Annotated in this window: 20 protein-coding genes and 2 pseudogenes; 12 read left to right on the top strand and 10 right to left on the bottom strand. The window is 68.7% G+C overall.

The features are described from left to right. Positions 1-69 precede the first annotated feature (69 nt). Positions 70-285 (bottom strand): hypothetical protein, encoded by a 216-nt coding sequence (locus ACIQU4_RS27305; protein WP_008736052.1) that lies wholly within the window; start codon positions 283-285, stop codon positions 70-72. A 661-nt stretch (positions 286-946) separates the two neighbouring features. Between ACIQU4_RS27305 and ACIQU4_RS27300 the strand changes: the two genes are divergently transcribed. Continuing rightward, on the top strand, positions 947-1,339 hold the full coding sequence (locus ACIQU4_RS27300) for a hypothetical protein (RefSeq protein WP_403735795.1): 393 nt from the start codon (positions 947-949) through the stop codon (positions 1,337-1,339). Between the two features lie 95 nt (positions 1,340-1,434). On the opposite strand, the pseudogene ACIQU4_RS27295 reads toward ACIQU4_RS27300, so the two are convergent. Further along, positions 1,435-2,048, bottom strand: a pseudogene (locus ACIQU4_RS27295) (IS5 family transposase); the annotation flags it as partial. A gap of 99 nt (positions 2,049-2,147) precedes the next feature. Here ACIQU4_RS27295 and ACIQU4_RS27290 point away from each other — a divergent pair. Beyond that, positions 2,148-2,330 carry a hypothetical protein gene (locus ACIQU4_RS27290; RefSeq protein ID WP_403735792.1) on the top strand — a complete coding sequence of 61 codons (183 nt, stop codon included), beginning with the start codon at positions 2,148-2,150 and terminating at the stop codon, positions 2,328-2,330. Between the two features lie 966 nt (positions 2,331-3,296). Here ACIQU4_RS27290 and ACIQU4_RS27285 read toward each other — a convergent pair. Then, positions 3,297-3,998: a helix-turn-helix domain-containing protein gene (locus ACIQU4_RS27285; RefSeq protein ID WP_403735789.1), complete on the bottom strand. Its 702-nt coding sequence runs from the start codon at positions 3,996-3,998 to the stop codon at positions 3,297-3,299. Positions 3,999-4,011: 13 nt separating this feature from the next. Next, positions 4,012-4,302 carry a hypothetical protein gene (locus ACIQU4_RS27280; RefSeq protein ID WP_403735786.1) on the bottom strand — a complete coding sequence of 97 codons (291 nt, stop codon included), beginning with the start codon at positions 4,300-4,302 and terminating at the stop codon, positions 4,012-4,014. 941 nt (positions 4,303-5,243) lie between these two features. Between ACIQU4_RS27280 and ACIQU4_RS27275 the strand changes: the two genes are divergently transcribed. Continuing rightward, the gene (locus ACIQU4_RS27275) at positions 5,244-5,777 is read left to right on the top strand and encodes a hypothetical protein (protein WP_403735783.1); all 534 of its coding nucleotides are present in this window, start codon (positions 5,244-5,246) and stop codon (positions 5,775-5,777) included. On the opposite strand, the gene ACIQU4_RS27270 is transcribed toward ACIQU4_RS27275, so the two are convergent. Then, positions 5,725-6,519, bottom strand: coding sequence for an IS5 family transposase (locus ACIQU4_RS27270; RefSeq protein ID WP_403735780.1), 795 nt, complete (start codon positions 6,517-6,519; stop codon positions 5,725-5,727). The two genes, ACIQU4_RS27275 and ACIQU4_RS27270, sit on opposite strands and share 53 nt — an antisense overlap. Positions 6,520-6,791: 272 nt before the next feature. After that, complete coding sequence (locus ACIQU4_RS27265; RefSeq protein WP_403735779.1) at positions 6,792-7,193, bottom strand: hypothetical protein; 402 nt, start codon at positions 7,191-7,193, stop codon at positions 6,792-6,794. 252 nt (positions 7,194-7,445) lie between these two features. Here ACIQU4_RS27265 and ACIQU4_RS27260 point away from each other — a divergent pair, with 252 nt between their 5' ends. Continuing rightward, entirely contained in the window at positions 7,446-8,300 is an 855-nt protein-coding gene (locus ACIQU4_RS27260; RefSeq protein ID WP_403735776.1) for an IS5 family transposase, read from the top strand. Continuing rightward, positions 8,297-8,695: a hypothetical protein gene (locus tag ACIQU4_RS27255; protein ID WP_403735773.1), complete on the top strand. Its 399-nt coding sequence runs from the start codon at positions 8,297-8,299 to the stop codon at positions 8,693-8,695. Before ACIQU4_RS27260 ends, ACIQU4_RS27255 begins: the two co-directional genes overlap by 4 nt. A gap of 35 nt (positions 8,696-8,730) precedes the next feature. On the opposite strand, the gene ACIQU4_RS27250 is transcribed toward ACIQU4_RS27255, so the two are convergent. Both ACIQU4_RS27250 and ACIQU4_RS27245 read right to left on the bottom strand, forming a co-directional pair. Then, positions 8,731-10,323, bottom strand: a complete 1,593-nt coding sequence (locus ACIQU4_RS27250) for a membrane-associated oxidoreductase (RefSeq protein WP_403735771.1) — start codon at positions 10,321-10,323, stop codon at positions 8,731-8,733. Positions 10,324-10,506: 183 nt separating this feature from the next. Then, positions 10,507-10,683: a hypothetical protein gene (locus ACIQU4_RS27245; RefSeq protein ID WP_403735841.1), complete on the bottom strand. Its 177-nt coding sequence runs from the start codon at positions 10,681-10,683 to the stop codon at positions 10,507-10,509. 813 nt (positions 10,684-11,496) lie between these two features. On the opposite strand from ACIQU4_RS27245, the gene ACIQU4_RS27240 reads away from it, so the two are divergent. The 7 genes and pseudogenes from ACIQU4_RS27240 to ACIQU4_RS27210 all read left to right on the top strand — a co-directional run bounded on the left by ACIQU4_RS27240 (position 11,497) and on the right by ACIQU4_RS27210 (position 15,962). Then, positions 11,497-11,904 carry an STAS domain-containing protein gene (locus tag ACIQU4_RS27240; RefSeq protein WP_403735769.1) on the top strand — a complete coding sequence of 136 codons (408 nt, stop codon included), beginning with the start codon at positions 11,497-11,499 and terminating at the stop codon, positions 11,902-11,904. A gap of 37 nt (positions 11,905-11,941) precedes the next feature. After that, on the top strand, positions 11,942-12,091 hold the full coding sequence (locus ACIQU4_RS27235; RefSeq protein ID WP_403735766.1) for a hypothetical protein: 150 nt from the start codon (positions 11,942-11,944) through the stop codon (positions 12,089-12,091). Positions 12,092-12,165: 74 nt separating this feature from the next. Next, positions 12,166-12,801, top strand: a complete 636-nt coding sequence (locus ACIQU4_RS27230; RefSeq protein WP_384660900.1) for a VOC family protein — start codon at positions 12,166-12,168, stop codon at positions 12,799-12,801. 87 nt (positions 12,802-12,888) lie between these two features. Beyond that, positions 12,889-13,277: pseudogene (locus ACIQU4_RS27225) on the top strand (transposase); the annotation flags it as partial. Positions 13,278-13,846: 569 nt separating this feature from the next. Next, the gene (locus ACIQU4_RS27220; protein WP_403735763.1) at positions 13,847-14,710 is read left to right on the top strand and encodes a helix-turn-helix domain-containing protein; all 864 of its coding nucleotides are present in this window, start codon (positions 13,847-13,849) and stop codon (positions 14,708-14,710) included. Positions 14,711-14,947: 237 nt separating this feature from the next. Further along, complete coding sequence (locus ACIQU4_RS27215) at positions 14,948-15,223, top strand: isoamylase early set domain-containing protein (RefSeq protein ID WP_403735760.1); 276 nt, start codon at positions 14,948-14,950, stop codon at positions 15,221-15,223. A gap of 49 nt (positions 15,224-15,272) precedes the next feature. Next, a complete protein-coding gene (locus tag ACIQU4_RS27210) occupies positions 15,273-15,962 on the top strand; it encodes a PRC-barrel domain-containing protein (protein ID WP_403735757.1) in 690 nt (229 codons plus the stop codon). 356 nt (positions 15,963-16,318) lie between these two features. Here ACIQU4_RS27210 and ACIQU4_RS27205 read toward each other — a convergent pair whose 3' ends face one another. After that, positions 16,319-16,552, bottom strand: a complete 234-nt coding sequence (locus tag ACIQU4_RS27205) for a hypothetical protein (RefSeq protein WP_403735754.1) — start codon at positions 16,550-16,552, stop codon at positions 16,319-16,321. Continuing rightward, on the bottom strand, positions 16,549-16,914 hold the full coding sequence (locus ACIQU4_RS27200) for an STAS domain-containing protein (protein WP_403735751.1): 366 nt from the start codon (positions 16,912-16,914) through the stop codon (positions 16,549-16,551). Before ACIQU4_RS27200 ends, ACIQU4_RS27205 begins: the two co-directional genes overlap by 4 nt. Between the last annotated feature and the right edge of the window lie 2 nt (positions 16,915-16,916).

Raw genomic sequence — 16,916 nt, 5'->3', positions numbered from 1 at the left:
TGGCACACCGGGCGGTGGGGCTAGGTGGTGAGCTGGTCCTGGACGTGGCGCAACCCGTGGTGGTAGCGCTCAGATATGGCGGTCCGGGTCTGAGAAGGTGAGGCCGCCGGGGGCGAGCGGACGTCGGGCCGGGGCGGGTGCGGGCTCGGTCTCGCCGGGCGGCTGGCGGAAGTCGGCGCCCTGCTCGACCGGCATCAGCCGGCGCCCACCCGCCTGGGCGGGTACGGGAGCGTCGGAAGCGGGCTCGGAGAAGGCGGGCAGCGAGAGCGGTCGACGGTCGGTCATGATCCCTAGTCTCCCAGGTCCGGCCCTGCGGGTAGGGCCAGGCCGCTATCAGCGGTGATAGTGCTCTGGCCCTGGCCAGCAGGGCCAGGCTGGTTGTTTCAGCTCACCAGAAACGCCCAGGTTCGGGGCGCCGAGTGCTCAGTATTCGCGAACTCAGGCGCTTTAGTCGGCGACTACATCGGAGACAGCACCCGAGCCGAAATCGCCTACGCCCGGTCGCTGGGCAAGCCCGTGCGGTTCACGCACCCCGAAGTCGACCCTGACGCCTGACCGCCCGCTGCCACCTCGACAACCAGGGCCGGCAGCCCGCCGCCTGACCGTCTCGCGGTGGCTTCGGCCGCCACCCACCCCACACCCTCCGCAGGCATCCCTTGGAATTGATCATCTAGTGCTGTCCCGTAAATGATCTCCGAATCGTTAGTTCAGAGAAGGCGAGCAGCACATCGTCCGGCGTCGCATCGGCACCCACTCCATCCTCACCGGGCCCTGAGTACCGGGCCTGACCGTCGAACCGGACCGGTCTCCCCCGACTGGGTACGGGCCGCGAGGTAGAGCGTCGTGCGGCGGGACAGGGCCAGACGGCGGCCTCGGCGCGATCCCGTGGGTGACCTGCCGGAACGTCGACTTCCCATTCATATTCGAACAGATTTACGATAAGAGAGTGACCGAAACTGATACCTCCTTCCCCGCCGACCTGATCGCCCTCCAGAAGGAGCTGCACCGCTTGCACACCGAGCACCGTGCTTACCCGGTGGGCCTGACGTGGAGTGTGGAGCCAGTGCAGGGGTGGCAGCGCGGGGATCGGTGGTCCCATCGCGGGGACGTGCCGGACAGCCCCGGCTGGAGTGAGGAGCAGAAGCAGGGGCTTGAAGTGATCCGGGCCCGGCTGCGGGAGCTGGCGGGGGCCGTGGTCGACCACCCGCACTGGCAGAGCATCGAGAAGGAGAAGCTGGTCGCGGCCCGGATGCTGCTGAAGCAGCAGACCAGGCCAGCCGAACCGGCGCCCGAGCCTGCCGGGTCCGGCACGGACGGGGATATCGCCGAGGGGGCGTAGTAGCCGTGAACGGCCCCGAGCCCCTGCTGCCGCTGCCGCCGCGCCTGGACCAGCTGCTGGTCATACGCCGGTGGCTTGAGCTCACCTTGGAGAATGATACCGCGTCCGCGTAACCATCTCCGCAGGTGGGCGTAGTCATAGCCCTTGTCCGCGTGGAGCTTGCCGGGCCTGCGCCGTCGGTGTCCGCGGCGCGAGCGGATGGGCGGTATGCCGCGGACCAGGGGCTCGAGGGCCTGGCTGTCGTGCAGGTTCGCACCCGAGATTCCGACGGACAGGGGCAGACCGGTCCGCTCCGTGATCGAATGGATCTTCGACCCGAACTTGCCCCTGTCGACAGGATTCGGACCCGTCAGATCCCCCTTTTCAGGGCCCGCATGTTCACCGAGTCGATTGCACAGCGGGACCAGTCCAACTCACCGCGAGCGCCGAGCTCGCCGAGGACCAGACGGTGGAGCTTGGCCCACACCCGGGCCTTGCTCCACTCGGAAAAACGCCGATGAGCTGTCGCCCCCGACGGCCCGAACGACGCCGCCGGCAACTGCTGCCAGGTACAGCCCGACGTGGCCACGAACACGATCGTGGCGAGCACTTCCCGGTCACCGTGCCGGCGCCGCCCACCACCCTGAGGCCTCGACGGCGCCTCCGGAACCACCCGCTGGAACAGCACCCGCAACTCATCCGGAACCAGCCGCTCAACAATCCCCACCACGACCAACAGCCTACCCAATACTCCAAATGAGATGACTTCTAAGAGCTCCGAGAACCTCGGGCCGCCGCGCGAGCGCAGGTCATCCAGAAGGGCAGCGCCGTGCTCGGACTGCTTGATCCGGTGGAGCAATCCGGACAGGAGTCGGCGTACGTCGAAGGGGGTCATGCCGTACCGGCGGGCGATCTGGTCCGCGTAGGCGCCGTGGAGGTACGCGGACAACAGCCGCAGTTCCGCAGGCTTGAGAACTTGGCGCAGCGCCCGGTCGAGCAGCGGCTCCCCTAGGTGTCGAGAGACAGCGTCCCGATCCGGCCCGTACATGGAGCGACGCGTCACTGGATCGCTCCCCCATCCCACTCGTCGCCCCCGAGCCACCCGCGGTACCGGTCGTGCCCGTGGCCTCCGCGCCGGCCGCCGGCTCGGCGGGTGCGGCAACACTCACCGGCTGGGCCGCCAGCCTGGACAGACCAGTGCGGATACCGCGGGCAAGGCTCGCCACCAAACCCGATTGAGTACGTCCGACAGTCTCCAGCACCGCTGGCAGGTCTTCCCGCCTCGTGCGTCCCACCACCATGTTCGCAGTGCGTGAGAAGGCCACGATCGCCGCGATGACCACCGCACACAGCAGCAGCATCGACAAGGCGACCAGTCCCACGAGCACGACCAGTGTGTTGCTCACTTCGCTCATTCCTCCGGTCGGAAAACGCCGAAGGGCCCCGACACCAGCGGTGTCGGGGCCCTTCGGCGTATCTGGGCAACAAAAACCCCGCAGGAGGCGGGGTGAGGTGTACAGGCATACGACTGCCTGTCCGATCGGAACCGTAGCCCAACCCCGTCCCCGCTGCCACGCCCTTGCCCATGACCAGGCGAAACCCGCAGGCCAGGCACCCCACCAACGTAACCAATACAGTCCTAAGGTTTCGTAACAGGGAGCCTCCCAGGGCCAGCCGGCGCAACCGCGCACGCCCGCAGCGACATATACGGAGCATGAAGACTGAAGACCTACGCCATCGACTCGGCGGCCAGTTGGGCGCGTACAGGAACGCCGCCGAGCCGTCCGGTCCCCGCACCCCTCCAGAAGCGGCGCGCCCAGGTCAGGCATGCGGCAAGGACACGCCGGTGGGGTACCGGCGCGCTCATCGCATTGGGCCTCGAGGGGCGGCCGTCCGACACGCGTCGAACGGCGGTGTCCGCCCGGACAAGCCAGGTGGACACCGCCTCACCTACGGCAGGCGTGGCCACCTCGTGGGGTCACGCCGCAACCGTGGCGCTGTGGCCGTAGGTTTCGTAGAACCAGGTCTCGTAGAGCTCCTCGCCCCATGTCGACGTCCGCCACCAGCTGACCTCGTCGGGAGTGTCGCTCCAGGGCGGCCCCATGACCTTGTGCCAGGCCGTGAACCAGTCGGGAAGGTCCTTGGAAGTGACCTCGCAGGCCTCGAGGAAGCCGACGTACTGGCCGACGTTGACGGGCAGCGCGCGGGCCGTGATGATCCGGTGGGCTGAGCTGTGAGGCAGGACCCATTGCCCGGCCCGCTGGGACAGTGTCCGCACCGGGGGACGGCCCGCGTACCCGTACGCGTCTCTCAGTGCCCGGCTCAGGTCCGCCTCGTCGGTGACGAGCTGCGGCCGGGGCACGACGGTGGTGGCCCGCTCCTCTTTCGCTCGCAGCGCCACGGCATGCTGCGCCTTCGTGTAGAGGTGGAGCGCGTCCTTGCGCATGGCCGAGCCAACCTGGCAGGCGGTCAAAAAGGCCTCCACGAGATCCCAAGCTGGCAGCCTCCTCCCCGACGCCGCGCGTTTGAGGGCCGCGCTGGACCAGGCCGTGCGCCTGGCCAGCGCCTCATAGGTGAGCGGCTTGCCGGACCCGCTGCGCGCCCGCGCGGCGCGAAGCAGCTCGGAGAGCTCGGCCCGTTCGGGAACCGTCCGGTCCACGGGGGCTTCAGGGCGTCCCATGGCCGCGATCCCCCTAGTTCCCAGGCCCGGAGCCCGGAGTGAACGCGGCGCTCAGCAGCCGGCGCAGCAGGCCCGTCCCGCCGTTCGTGCCGTTGCCGCCGCCCTTGACGTTGGCGGAGACCAGAACGACCACGGCATCCGCCCCGGCACCGCCGAGAAGAGCGAGGGTGTCCCGCGCCGGCATGTGCGCGGCGAGGGTAAGGATGACCGCGGCCGCGAGAAACGCGGTGATCACGAGGGCGTGCGCCATGCCGAAGCGCACAGACGAGGTGGCGGTGGCCGGCGCCCCATCGATAGGGCTCATCAAAAGCTCCTGAATCTCGGCGGCGACCCTGAGGCCGCCGCCGCGCTACTGGCTCCATTTGGCCGTCGACCGCTGGGCGATTGGCGTCACCCGAGCAGCGATCAGCGGCCCCTGAAACTCCAACGATCCCAGGTGCGAGACACGTTCGGACCAGCCACAAAATTGGCTCAGGATCCGTCCACGAGAGCAGCTCTCAGAACTTCACCCCGCCCATCATCCCGACGTGCCGTGATGTCCAGCCCAACTCTTTGGCTCCACTTGGATCCCAAACGGAACCTTTCATTCCAGGCCTTCTGGGCTGAGTCTGGAACCCGAAAGGCGCGCGCGGCCCATATATGGACAACCTCTCGCGTCTGTTTGGCGCCCTGACTGCTACTGGCTCCACCTATGGCAAACCAGGGACATGCTCGGTCATGTTGGCGCATGGCCAGCGCGGAGTCGATGGCGCCGGATACGGCGTGCATCGACTTTCGCCACATCCAAAACCACCTCGAACCAGAGACAGACCGGCACCCGCCGACCCGGCCGTTTCCCCCAGGAGCAACCGGGGCAAACTGACCGGATGATCGAGCGCCGCCCCCTGGGCACCGGACCCAGCCCCGCAACTCCCCCAGCCCAGCTTCGGGCCGGCCAGCGGGTCCGCCTCGCCGCCGAGCCAGCCGAGACACCCAACGCACCCCCTGACGAGAGCGGCCCCGCCCCAGCAGCCACGGCCCAGCCTGGGAGGCGCCGCCTGGGACCCCGCGCCCAGACCGCCGCCCACCTCGAGTAACACAGGGGAACGCAGCTGGGGTTAAACCCCATCCGCCCAGGTCGGAGCGTGTTAGAAGCCGTATCTCAACCGAACGTGATCTTTGAGTCTTCGCTGGTCAGGAATGGTTTCGGTAGGACGAGGGAGAGATCCTGCGTCCTGTTTCCGTCTGATCGTCGAGGTGCGCGCGGTGACGTCGATTCTGGGTTTGCTGGAGGGGCGCGAGGCGGCTGCTCGCGTGCGGGCCGAAGAGCTCCGGGAGGCCGCGGCGCTGGAGGCCGCTGAGGTCGAGTTGGAGCGACGGGTGATCGCGCGTGAGGAACTCGTTGATGCCCTGGCCGTGTCCGCAGCCGAGAGCGCCGTCGTCACGGAGGACGGAGAGGAGAAGGTCGCGCCGCCCGAGCCCGGCCCTGGGCCCGTGGCCGCGTCGGTGCCTGGGGCTGTGGTGCCTGCGTGGCGGGAGGGGCTGTCGGTGTCAGTCCTCTCGCCGGACAATCAGCGGATCTTGAATGTGCTCCAGGACCGGCCGGGCCCGGAGCCGGTGCGGGCCAAGGACATCGCGGAGGCGCTGGGGATCGATACGACAGTGCCGGCGAAGGTCGAAGGAGTGCGCTCAAAGGCGAAACGCCTGGGCGAGCGTGGCTGGTTGCTCCTGGAGGCATCGGGGATGTTCAGTACCGGACGGCGGCTCGTGGCCGGGCCAGCCGGCGCCCCATCCGCGTGATCATCGAGAACAGGATCACCGCCTCGCTGGTCGCGGGCAGGGTCTCGTAGTCCCTGGCCAGACGCCTCGAATGCATCAACCAGCTCAGCGTCCTCTCTACCACCCACCGTCGCGGTAACACCACGAACCCCTCCATGTCGTCGGTACGTTTGACGATCTCGAGGGTGAGCGCGAGCTTCTCCCGGCACCAGTCGATCAGGCCGCCGGTGTAGCCGCCGTCGGCCCAGACCAGGGTGATGTCCCGGTGCAGGTCCCGCAGCCGGGCCAGCAAGGGGAGGGCTGCCTCGCGGTCGCCCATGTTCGCGGCGGTCACCGCGACAACTAGGATCAGACCGAGACAATCTGTGATCACGTGGCGCTTCCGCCCGTTGACCTGCTTACCTCCGTCGTAGCCGCGCGAGGCGGCGGGCACCGAGGCGGCCGCCTTCACCGACTGCGCGTCGATGATCCCCGCTCTGGGTTCCGCCTCGCGACCTTCCCGCTTTCGAACGTTCTCCCGCAGCCGGTCATGGAACTCGGCGATCAGCCCGTTCGCGCGCCAGCGGCGGAAGAAGGCATAGACCCGGGCCCAGGCGGGGAAGTCCACCGGCATCGACCGCCAGGAGATCCCGCCCGCGACGAGGTAGCGGATCGCATCCAGCATCTGACGGTGGCAGTAGCCCTCAGGCTGCCCGCCCCGGCCCTCCAGCCAGGCCGGGACCGGGAGGAGAGGACGGACCGCCGCCCACTCCTCGTCTGACATGTCCGACGGGTAGTGCGGCTTCCGGGCGGGGTGATCGGCCGCGTTGCCGTACACGTGCGCGAGGCAATCGCACCACACGTCGGACGACGAGTTGAAATGCACGGGCGCAGGCGCGTACAACTGCGGCAACAGGGCCCTCCGGGTACTCGGTTAAGGATTCGCATCCCCGAGCTACCAGGAGGCCCTGCCTTCATGCACCAGCCGTCCGGAAATCACTCACGCGGGAATCCTGTTCGACCCGCACGTTCCAAGATCGGTCGAGATGCGGTTTCTCAGTCTCGGGGCCCGTCCGTGCGGCTGAGCACGCCACTGAGGCTGGCCGGGAAGGGATCCCGCCGAGTATGGGGCAGCGGCACCTCGACCAGCTTGCCGTCGTAGAGCATCCACAGCCCGAAGCAGTCGTCGTCCTCGTCGCGAATCATGACCTGTACCGACCACGGGTAGGGCCAGGGCAGCGATTCCAGGTGGGCCAGCAGCCCGGTCCAGTTGTGGCGGATGAACTGGATCACCCAGGCGTAGCACTCCTCGGACCGCCCGCCCAATCCGGCGAACACGTAGTCGTCGACCCGGGTGAAGCACTGGTACCACTCCCGGTCCTCGTCGGAACGCGTCAGCGGCTCCATCACCTCCTCCGCCCTCCGCGCCAGCACGATGACCTCGGCGTATCTACTCATGCCCAGAGTATGAAGGTATCCAGGCCGGCTGCTTCCGCTTGTTCGTGAGGGGCCCCGAGCTACCGAGAGTCCCTGCCCTGATGCACCTACAGCCGGAAGACCACCCCAGGAACCCTGTTCGACCTCCACGTTCCATGATCGGTTGAGATACAGCTACTTAAGTCCGACTTCTCTTCGTTCGTGATCGCTCGATCGTGGTACTGATCGCGGTCCGGGCTGCTCGATGGGCATGTCCATGTTGAGATGCGGGGCGTGATGAGAGAGCCGTATCTCAGCGATTTGTCGGATGGGCAGTGGGCGTTGATCGAGCCGATGATCACGGCCTGGAAACAGGAACGGGTGGCGCGGTCGGCGATAGGAGATCCTGGGTCCTGCGACCTGAGGGAGGTCGTGAACGCGATCTTCTATCAGAACCGGACGGGCTGTCAGTGGCGCATGCTGCCGCATGACTTGCCGGCCTGGTCGGCGGTCTTCTACTACTTCAGGCTGTGGCGCGAGGACGGGCTTGACCAGCGGATTCAGGAGCTCCTTCGCTGCCAGGTCCGGGAGAAGGCCCGCCGATTAGAGGACCCGTCCCTCGTGATCATCGACACCCAGTCCGTCCGCGCCGCGGCGGGTGTCCCCAGGACCACGACGGGGCTGGACGCGAACAAGAAAGTCTCGGGACGCAAGCGGGGACTGGCCGTCGACGTGCTGGGGCTGATCATCGGCGTCGTCGTCATGGCAGCTTCCGCGCATGACAACGCCGCCGGCATCGCCCTGCTCGACCAGGCCGCCGAGCGGTGCGGGATGCGCCTGGAGAAGGCCCTGGTCGACCAAGGCTTCAAGGAAGCGGTCATCGTTCACGGCGCACTGCTGGACATCGGCGTCGAGGTCGTCCGCCGCAACCCCGATGACCAGGGCAAAGGGTTCGTCCCGCAGCCCAAGCGGTGGGTGGTCGAGCAGACGAACGGCACGCTGATGCTCCACCGGCGCCTGACCCGTGAGTACGACCACCGGCCCGATACCTCCGCCTCGCGCGTCTACTGGGCCTCCACCGCCAACATGGCCCGGCGCCTCACCACGCCCACGCCGGCCTGGCGCGACGCCATCGGACTGGCCGCGTGAACATCACCGAACTCCTGGTGGACCTTCACATCCGGGAGAACGAGGCCACGGCCCGGGCGGACGAACTACGGCACCGGATCGCGCACTTCACCGCCGCCCTCACCGAGACCGAGGCTCGCCTCGCGGACCTCGCCACGACCCGCAAGATCATCACCGAACTCGCACCTACCGGCACCAAACCCGATCCGCCCGAGTCGAGCACCGCCTACCAGGCCATCGTCGACGCCTTCAACCAGCACCCCGACCAGGCGTTCCGAGCCCGCGAGCTGCACGAACTCCTCGACATGCCCACCGACGAAGCATCCGTCAACATCACCCGCAGCCGCCTCGGACGACTCACCCGCCAAGGCTTCCTCACCCAACCCGGGCGAGGCCGCTACCAGAAACGGACTTAACGTCCACTGAGAGGTCTCGTAGGTTCAATAGCGGGTCATTGGCGGCTCACCGTACGGGTCACGCCCGCGACGATCGTCGTCGCCAGGATCCAGCCGGTGATGATCAGGGTGTACGACAACCACTGGTGCCAGCCGACAGGGGCGAATGCCGACTCCTGGCCGAAGCTGATGATCGGCAGGAGCAGGTCGAGGGTGTAGAAGACGGGGTTGAAGGCAGGCCCTTCGCCTGCCTTGACGGGGCTGGGGTGGTCCAGGCCGTACGCGATCGACCCGATGGCCGTGAGCGACAGCAACCAGACGGCCGCGCGCAACGGGCGGAAGCCGTAGCCGACGGTGCCGTCCTGGAGGTACCCCCACAGTCGTCCGTACCAGGTGAGCGTGGTGCGTCGGCGGCGCTGCTTGGCAAGTTGGACGAGTCGGGCCGCGTCGTCGTCACCGACGTGGCGGTAGGCCGCCGTCAACTGCTCGTAGCCGTACGGCTCATAACGGTCGCCGTCCCGCTCCAGCATCGGAAGGCGGCTCTCGGCGGGCTCGTGTGGGGTGAGTACGGTGTAGGTGAGATTGCTGACATACACCTGGTCCGGCAGCATCTTCGGTTCGAGGTTCATGATCTCTATTCGAGAACGCCGCAGATTCAGGGCACCCTCGATGCGATCGCCACCGAGCAGCCAGAGTTCACCGATGACACAGCTGCTGGCCCGCAGTGCCGTGTCGCCCGGATGCGACAGGTGGGCGTGGAGCAGGTCGAGACGGCCTGATATGCGCGAGCCCCGGAGCTCGACCCCGCCCTGCGTACGTATGCGCCGCGCCCGCACATGGGCTCCCACGTGGAGGTTCTGTGCATCCAGTGCGGTGCCATCGGGCTGGTTGAATTCGGCGTCCTGAACGTTGATCCGCCCGGCGATGGAGGCGCCGGTGAGTCGTACCTGTCCGTGCGCGCGCATCTCCGGCGCCCACAGGTCGGCACCGATCGCGGCCTGGTTGAGCTGCAGCACCGGCTCGGAGTCGTCCGGCGCCGTGAACTCCGCCTGCTCCATGAACAACGCCCCGGAGATCTGCGCCCCGCCAAGGCGCACCGGCCCCCGCATACGGCTGCCTGTCATCCGCAGCACCCCCTCGACCCTCAAGGTCTCCGAGGTCAGGCCCGGCAGAACCGACTTGCTCAGATCGAGCTGACGCAGCTGGGCACCGTACAGGTCGGGAACGCAGTCGAATTGGCAGTGGCTCAGCAGGATGGCGGCATCGATCGTGGCGTTTTTCAGGTCCAGTACGCCGGTGATCCGCGCCCCCGTGATCTTGAGCTCGGCGATCTCTCCCTCCTCCTGCGGAGCCTTGATGAGCAGTGCCCGCAGCACTCTCGCTCGTACGGTCCGCTCAGCGCCCCAGGCGTTGCCGAGCGCCGGATCCTCGTCCTCGGCGGCGCGAAAGTCCACGGACTCGCCTCGCGGAAAGGCCCGCCATATACGCACTTCCGCCGACGTCAGATCGTTGGTCTCGCTCACGCCGGGACTCTGACGTGTCGCGTTCGAGCTGTCACTTGCCGTACAGAGCACGCCATTTTGTTCGAATCCCCCGCCCCGCCCGGCCAGCGCCGAGCCCGGCCCCCAATTTATCAACTGCGAGTTCATCACGATCTTCACCGCCTCTCGAGCAACGTCGAGGACCTCGCCGCGTCGTCCTCGATGCGTTCGTCCCCGACCTCCGCAGGGGGCAGCCGTTCAGGCCCGGACTGCGCCTACTGCCCCGCCGAGACACCGCTCGACGAGCTGATCCGCGTCGTCGGCAGCCGGTGGGCGGTCGAGCAATGCTTCTCACTGCATCTCGGACTCCGCTGCGAGCGGCCCCAAGTTCTCCAGCGGACAACGGACAGCTACCAACCCTGTCCATAACTTCTGCTCCGCCGCGAAGCCGCTCGCCAGGACGCCGGAGCCGGGGAGGTACTCGGCGGCCTGGGCGAGCATCGGCTCGAAGGGCGGGGTGAGAACCACTCGGGGATGGCCTCCTTCACCGCGCTCCAGGCCTGGCACCGACAGCCTCCCCCGGCCACGCATGTATGACGCGTGGATAGGGCCAGAGGGCCCTCCCGAGTCAGGCTCCGGGGTGGGCCGGTCTCTGCTGTGACTCCACAAGCCGGGCCCGGCACTCCTGGCAGAGCGGATTCCCACCGACCCCATACCGGCAGCATGTTCGATGGCAGCGCATGCACGGTCCGGACTGGGAAGGAGCCCAGGTCGCGACCGAGGAGCGGGGTGCTCATGAGCGGGTTCCTCTCGGCGGGCGGCACTGTAGTGAACCGTTTCGCCGACCCGGCATTCCCGCCGACACACAACAGCACACGGACGCCACAAGCAGTCACCAGATAGCCCTGCGGCCTGGGCAGCGAGGGTCCCGGAAGGATGCGGCACGGCACCGTGCTGCAAGGTGCTCGCGCAACAACGGGGTCGCCTACGTGGCGCCAGTCAGTACATGTACCCCTCGCGCCGCCGGCGGCCCCTGGCCCTCGAAGCAGACCTCTTCCCTCGGCTATCGCGAGGAAAGAGGTGTCCTCCTCGTGAGGGGCTTGCCCACCGGGTCTGACGTGCAAGAACAGACCATGTCCGATTGAGGAGGGTCCCACCTCCGGTCACACCCACGGTCCCCCGCTGAAAGCAATCCTCCAAGCAACGGTCCAGCCTCCTCCCGGTGCAACCCCGGTCCCGGCCTCTGCGCGTGCCTCAGCGCGCCGCACACCGGCCCTAAGCCGTACCGGGCCAGGATGGGGCCCCGTAGGTCCGGAGCCTTCGGGTGACGGGAGCAGAACATTGATCAACGTTGACGTCCAGCACTGTGGCAGCTCGATTCTGGTCAGCGCCGCCGGGGAGCTCGACGGGGGTGCGGGAGAGGTGCTCCAGCGCGCGCTGGACCACGTGACCATGTACGAGCGCGATCTCCTGGTGGACCTGCACGGCGTCGCGGCCATGGACGTCGACGGTTTGCTCCACCTCCTGAGCCTGCACCGGCGTGCCGAGCGTATGCGCCTACGGGTGCTGGTCACCGGCTGGCAGCCCCAGCCCCAGCAGTGCATGGCCACCGTGGCCGGCATCCCCGGCCCCCGAGCGGCTACCGGGGAGCGCTACGCCCTGGCAGGCTTTCGCCGGCTCCTCGAGGAGAAGGCGCAGCGCGCACGGGAACGATCCGACTTCGCCGATGGCTGGCTGCCCCGCGACTAGAGCCTGTCTCTTGGAAGTGCGGTGCGCATGGTGCTGCATGCCGGATCGAAATCCTGCGGCAGCAGCGCTCGCCCCGCAGCGGCTGATCGAGCGGGTCGTGGGCCTCGTCGAGGCGGCAGCGCTGCTGCCTGGCTTCGACCGGGCCTCCCCTGCCGGGATGACGATGATCGATCCGCTCCACGGCTGAATCCACGGCGGACGGGGCCGGGGCGGCGGGCGTGGCGTCGGGATTTGTACGGGTTGTCGGGTGATGATGGCGCAGTGCGACTTGATCACGTGTCCTATGCGGTGGCCCGCGACAGCTTCGTCTCGACCGTCCAGTGGATCGGATCGGCCCTCGGCGCCGGATTCGTCGACGGGGGCGTGCACCCGCGATTCGGCACCCGCAATTTTATTCTCCCGCTGAGCGGCGGCACCTACGTCGAGGTCGTCACCACACTCGATCACCCCGCCGCCGACCGCGCACCCTTCGGCCAGGCGGTCGCGCGCCGCGCCGCCGAGGGCGGCGGCTGGCTCGGTTGGGTGGTCTCCGTCGACGACATCGCCCCGGTCGAGGCCCGCCTGGGCCGCACCTCGGCCGAGGGCCACCGTGTCCGCCCCGACGGGTTCGACCTGAGGTGGAAGCAGATCGGCCTGCTGGAACTGCTGGAGGACCCGCAACTGCCCTACTTCCTCCAGTGGTCGGTCCCCATCGAGGAGCGCCCGAGCGCCGACCCGCGCACCTCCACCACCATCCACGGGGTCTCCATCGCCGGCGACGCCGCCTCCATCGCCGAATTCCTCGGCGAACCGGCCGACCACCCCCTCGAACAGATCGACGTCACCTGGGTCGAGGACGAGGAACCGGGCCTGGTCTCGGTCGAGTTCGCCACCGCCCACGGCCCGGTCACGATCTGACCAGGGCCCGACCACCCCGCGGGAGCAGCCGGCTGGGGTCTCCTGGCCAGCGCGTGTCTCTTCGATGGGTTGGTCAGTTGATCGGATGTGTCTGCCCGATCAGTGATCATTGATGCGATGTGGGGCCGGATCGAGCCGCTGATGCCGGCCGATCCGGTCCGTGGACGGCGCTGGGCCGATCACCGCCGAACGCTCGAGGCCATCGCGTGGAAGTACCGCACCAACTCGCCCCGGCGGGGCCTGCCCGACGAGCTCGGCCCGTTCCAGACCGCCCGCAAACGGCTGATCAGATGGGCTGTCGACGGAACCTGGCAGAACATCCTGACCGCCGTGCCGGCGGCCGCGGACGCCGGTGACGACATCGGCTGGACCGTCTCGGTCGGCTCCACCGTCGTCCGCGCCCACCAGCATTCCGCCGAAGCACGCAAAAAGGGGCCGAAGGCCGCAGCGAGCCCGCCGACCACGCCCTCGGACGCGTCGAACGCTGCAGACGGTACGAGAGCCGCCTATCGCCGTCACTGTGGTTTCGACACCAGCCGGTGGTGCCAGTTCTCACCCGCTGGCCCTGTCATCGGCGGTCACCCCGCGGCTGCGGCCGTCCCCCGCCGAACCGGGGCACGTCATCGACAGTCGCGTCCAGGCGCAGGCGCACGTACCGGATCGGGTGCCGGTAGACGCCGCCGCGGTCGATGGAGGTGTCGGCGCTGATCTCCGCAACGAGGTCCGGCTGGACGATGGTGGTGTCGAGGACGTCACGGGTGCCCCATGCCGAGGAGAACTTCGCGCCGGTCCATGGACGGCCGGGGCCAGCCTGACAACCAGCGCGCAGCCGGCGGACGAGCCGGGGCTGGGGTGCTCGCGGACGCCGCGGGCAGGGAAAGGTCTTTACGGCTGTCTGGGGTTCAGCCCGGGCGATCCTGTTTGCGTGAGGTGACGTTCGGCCGTGAGGCTCGTTGATCATTTCTGCACGGCGAATGCGTTCGCTGGGGCCCGGCCGCAGCATCCCGTGGCTGGTAGACGGTCCCGAGCCGGAGGTACTCCGCCTGTGGCGGTGAACGTAAATCCCACCGTCAGACGGCGCCGGCTGGGCGCGGAGCTGCGTCGGCTCCGCCTGGCCAGTGGCCTGACGAGTACCCAGGTGGCCGAGCAGCTGATGATTTCCCAGCCCAAGATCAGTCATCTGGAGAACGGCCGCCGCACCATCAAGCCCCGCGATGTGCGAGACCTGTGCGCCCTCTACGGGGTCGCGGACCCCCAGCTCGTCGACTCCCTGATGCGGCAGGCCGGCGAATCGGGCCGCCAGGGCTGGTGGGTCACCTTCGGTGAGGTCCCGTACGCCGTCTACGTCGGCCTGGAGAGCGAGGCCGCCGCGGTCTGCTCCTATGAGCCGCTGGTGGTCCCCGGTCTGCTGCAGACGCCTGCCTACGCGGCCGCGGTCATCGCGGAAACGATTCCTCTGGCCACGGCTGAACAGGCCGCCGCGCGCCTTGAGGTGCGGCTGCGCCGGCAGAACCGGGTCCACCACCCGGCCCGCTCTTTCCGCTTGTGGGTGGTGCTGGACGAATCGGCATTGCGCCGGGTGGTCGGCAGCCCTGCCATCATGCGTGAACAGCTGGAGTACCTGAACCATCTCGGGGCGCAGCCGCACGTCACTGTGCAGGTCCTCCCGCACAGCGTCGGAGCCCATGCGGGCGTCTCTGGGCAGTTCTCCGTCCTCCGCTTCGCGGACGCCTCGGACGGGGGGACGGTGTATCTGGAACGGTTCACCAGCGACCTCTATCTGGAGAAACGATCCGACGTGCAGCGCTACAGCGTCATGTACGAGCACCTGCAGGCTCAGGCCCTGAACCCGGACGACAGCCGCTGGTTCATCACCCAAGCCGCCGAGGTCTACGCCGCGGTGCGCTGACTGGCCGCCGTGCTCCTCCTCGTCGCCGACGTGCTCTACCTCGCGGGCCGCTCCGGCGCGCACCCACCGCCCGGCTCCCGAAACGCCCGGTCCTGGCGGATCCGGCCGTGCCGCCGGGGAGGGTACACGCCGTCCGTCCGGGTGGCAGCTGTGGCGTGTGGCGTAGTCCGCGCTGTCGAGATCGCCGCAGCGAGCAGGGATGGCGAAGCCATTGCCCCTGACGTGAGGAGACCGTCGATGCTGGAGCGCACCCGGCGTAAGAACCGGACCGAGATCACGTTCGTCCTGCTCGCCGCCCATCCGGCCGGTGAGGTCAGCGTGGTCGGCGACTTCAACGACTGGCGGCCCGGCGCCCACCCGATGGCCGAGCGCCCCGACGGCACCCGCGCGGTCACGGTCACCCTCCCGGTGAACCAGCACCACGGGTTCCGCTACCTCGCGAACGGCGGGCACTGGCTCGACGAGGAGGAGGCGGATGGCCACGACGGCCGCAACAGCCTCCTGCACACCTGACCCGTCGTGTGAGCGCGGCCGGCCCTGCTCGAGAAGGAGACCCACCAACGTGACCGACATGTGGAGCTACAGCCCGGAGTCCCACTACACGCCCGGCACCAGCCTGGTCGGCTTCAAGGTCGAGGCCAGTGACGGGCACATCGGCAAGGTCGACGAGGCCACCGAAGAGGTCGGCTCCTCCTACCTCGTCGTTGACACCGGACCCTGGATCTTCGGCAAGGAAGTCCTGCTGCCCGCCGGCGCCGTCGTGCGTATCGACGTGAAGGAGAAGACGGTCAACGTCAGCCTCACCAAGGACCAGATCAAGGACTCGCCCGAGTACGACAAGGACAAGCACCGCGGCAACGCCGCCTACCGGCCAGTACTACGGGCGCGCCCGCATCTGAGCCCAGCGCGGCTGCGGCACCACACCACGCACGGGAGCCGCAGCCCGAGGGGGTTTGAGGAAGCCGGTGTGCGCGGGCATCGGGGCACGATCGGTCATTCGCGTGACCCGGCGGGGCCCCTGTCGTTGATGGCGGCACAGGCGCGCCGCCCACATCCCCCACGGACGGCGCGTGACGGCCCCTGCCCCGCCCCCCGGTGTCAGGGGCCGTCGTCGGTGGAGCAGATCGTGGGTGCGGTCCGTGACGGTGATGACGAGCGGATCCGTTGCCTGCTGGTGGTGCTGGCCGAGGTCGCGAACGCGGCGGTCCTGTTGTACCTGCGCGAGCGGCTCAACGCCGAGCGGCTGGGCTGACCGGGGGCAGGGTGGCTGCCGGAGCGGCCGGCCCAACCACGGAGCCGCTCCGGCAGCCCCCGGGAAGCGCGCCGATACGGGGGCTCGCTCCCCGGGTGTGATGCCCGGCTCGGGACGGGCACCACGCGGGTGGGTCAGGGTTGGGGCCAAGGGCAGCGGCGGGCGAGGATGGCCCATTCCTCGACGTGCCGGCCCGGGACGCGTCGTCCTGTGTTCAGCCACTCCTGGACGAGGGCGGCGTCGGCTCCCAGTCGGGGGGGAACCGTTTCTCCGCCTCTTCGCTGTCCGCCGATGACCGGGGTGAGCCGCATCATCGTCGTGGTCATATCCGGTTCAACGCGTATCCGCCCGGCCGGTTACCCGGTTCCTGGCCCGGATTCGTTCAGGGCGGTGCGGGCGGTCTCGGAGTCCAGGAGCAGGCAGAACGCCTCGAACGCGATCCGCATGACGTCCTCAACGCTCGCCGGCTCTGCCTGCGTGGCCCGGTTGGCGGCGAGGTGCGCGGCACCCCGCGCCAGGACCTGCTCCCGGCTGCCGTCGTCGAGGCTGTCGTCGGCCAGGGCCGCCAGGACTTCACGCCAGAGAGTCACCGCCGCTTCCCCTCCGCCGGTTGCGGCGCCAGGCCGAGGTGGGCGGCCGCGCCGGTGGCGTCCAGGACCCGGGCGACGGTGGGCTGAGGCGGGCCGCTGAGGTGGAAGCCGGTTCCGGCGCGAGCCGCTTCGGCCTTCGCCCACAGCAGGGCGCCGAGGCCGGAGCAGTCGCAGAACGACACCCCGCTGATGTCGATGCGCAGGCGGGCGGGCCGGTTGTCGAGGCACCTGCGGACCGCGTCACGGACGGCAGGCACGGTCTCCAGGTCGAGTTCACCGGCGAGATGGACAAGACCGTAGCGGCCCGCCAGGACAGCGGTCCGGGTGTAGGGGCGGGCGGCCCGCCGAGGAGTAGGGATCACGC

Origin of the sequence: Streptomyces sp. NPDC090741, from assembly GCF_044769045.1 — a bacterium.
Classification (GTDB): Bacteria; Actinomycetota; Actinomycetes; order Streptomycetales; family Streptomycetaceae; genus Streptomyces.
Note: the sequence above shows the minus strand (reverse complement) of the source record. Positions and strands in the feature narration are given on the sequence as shown.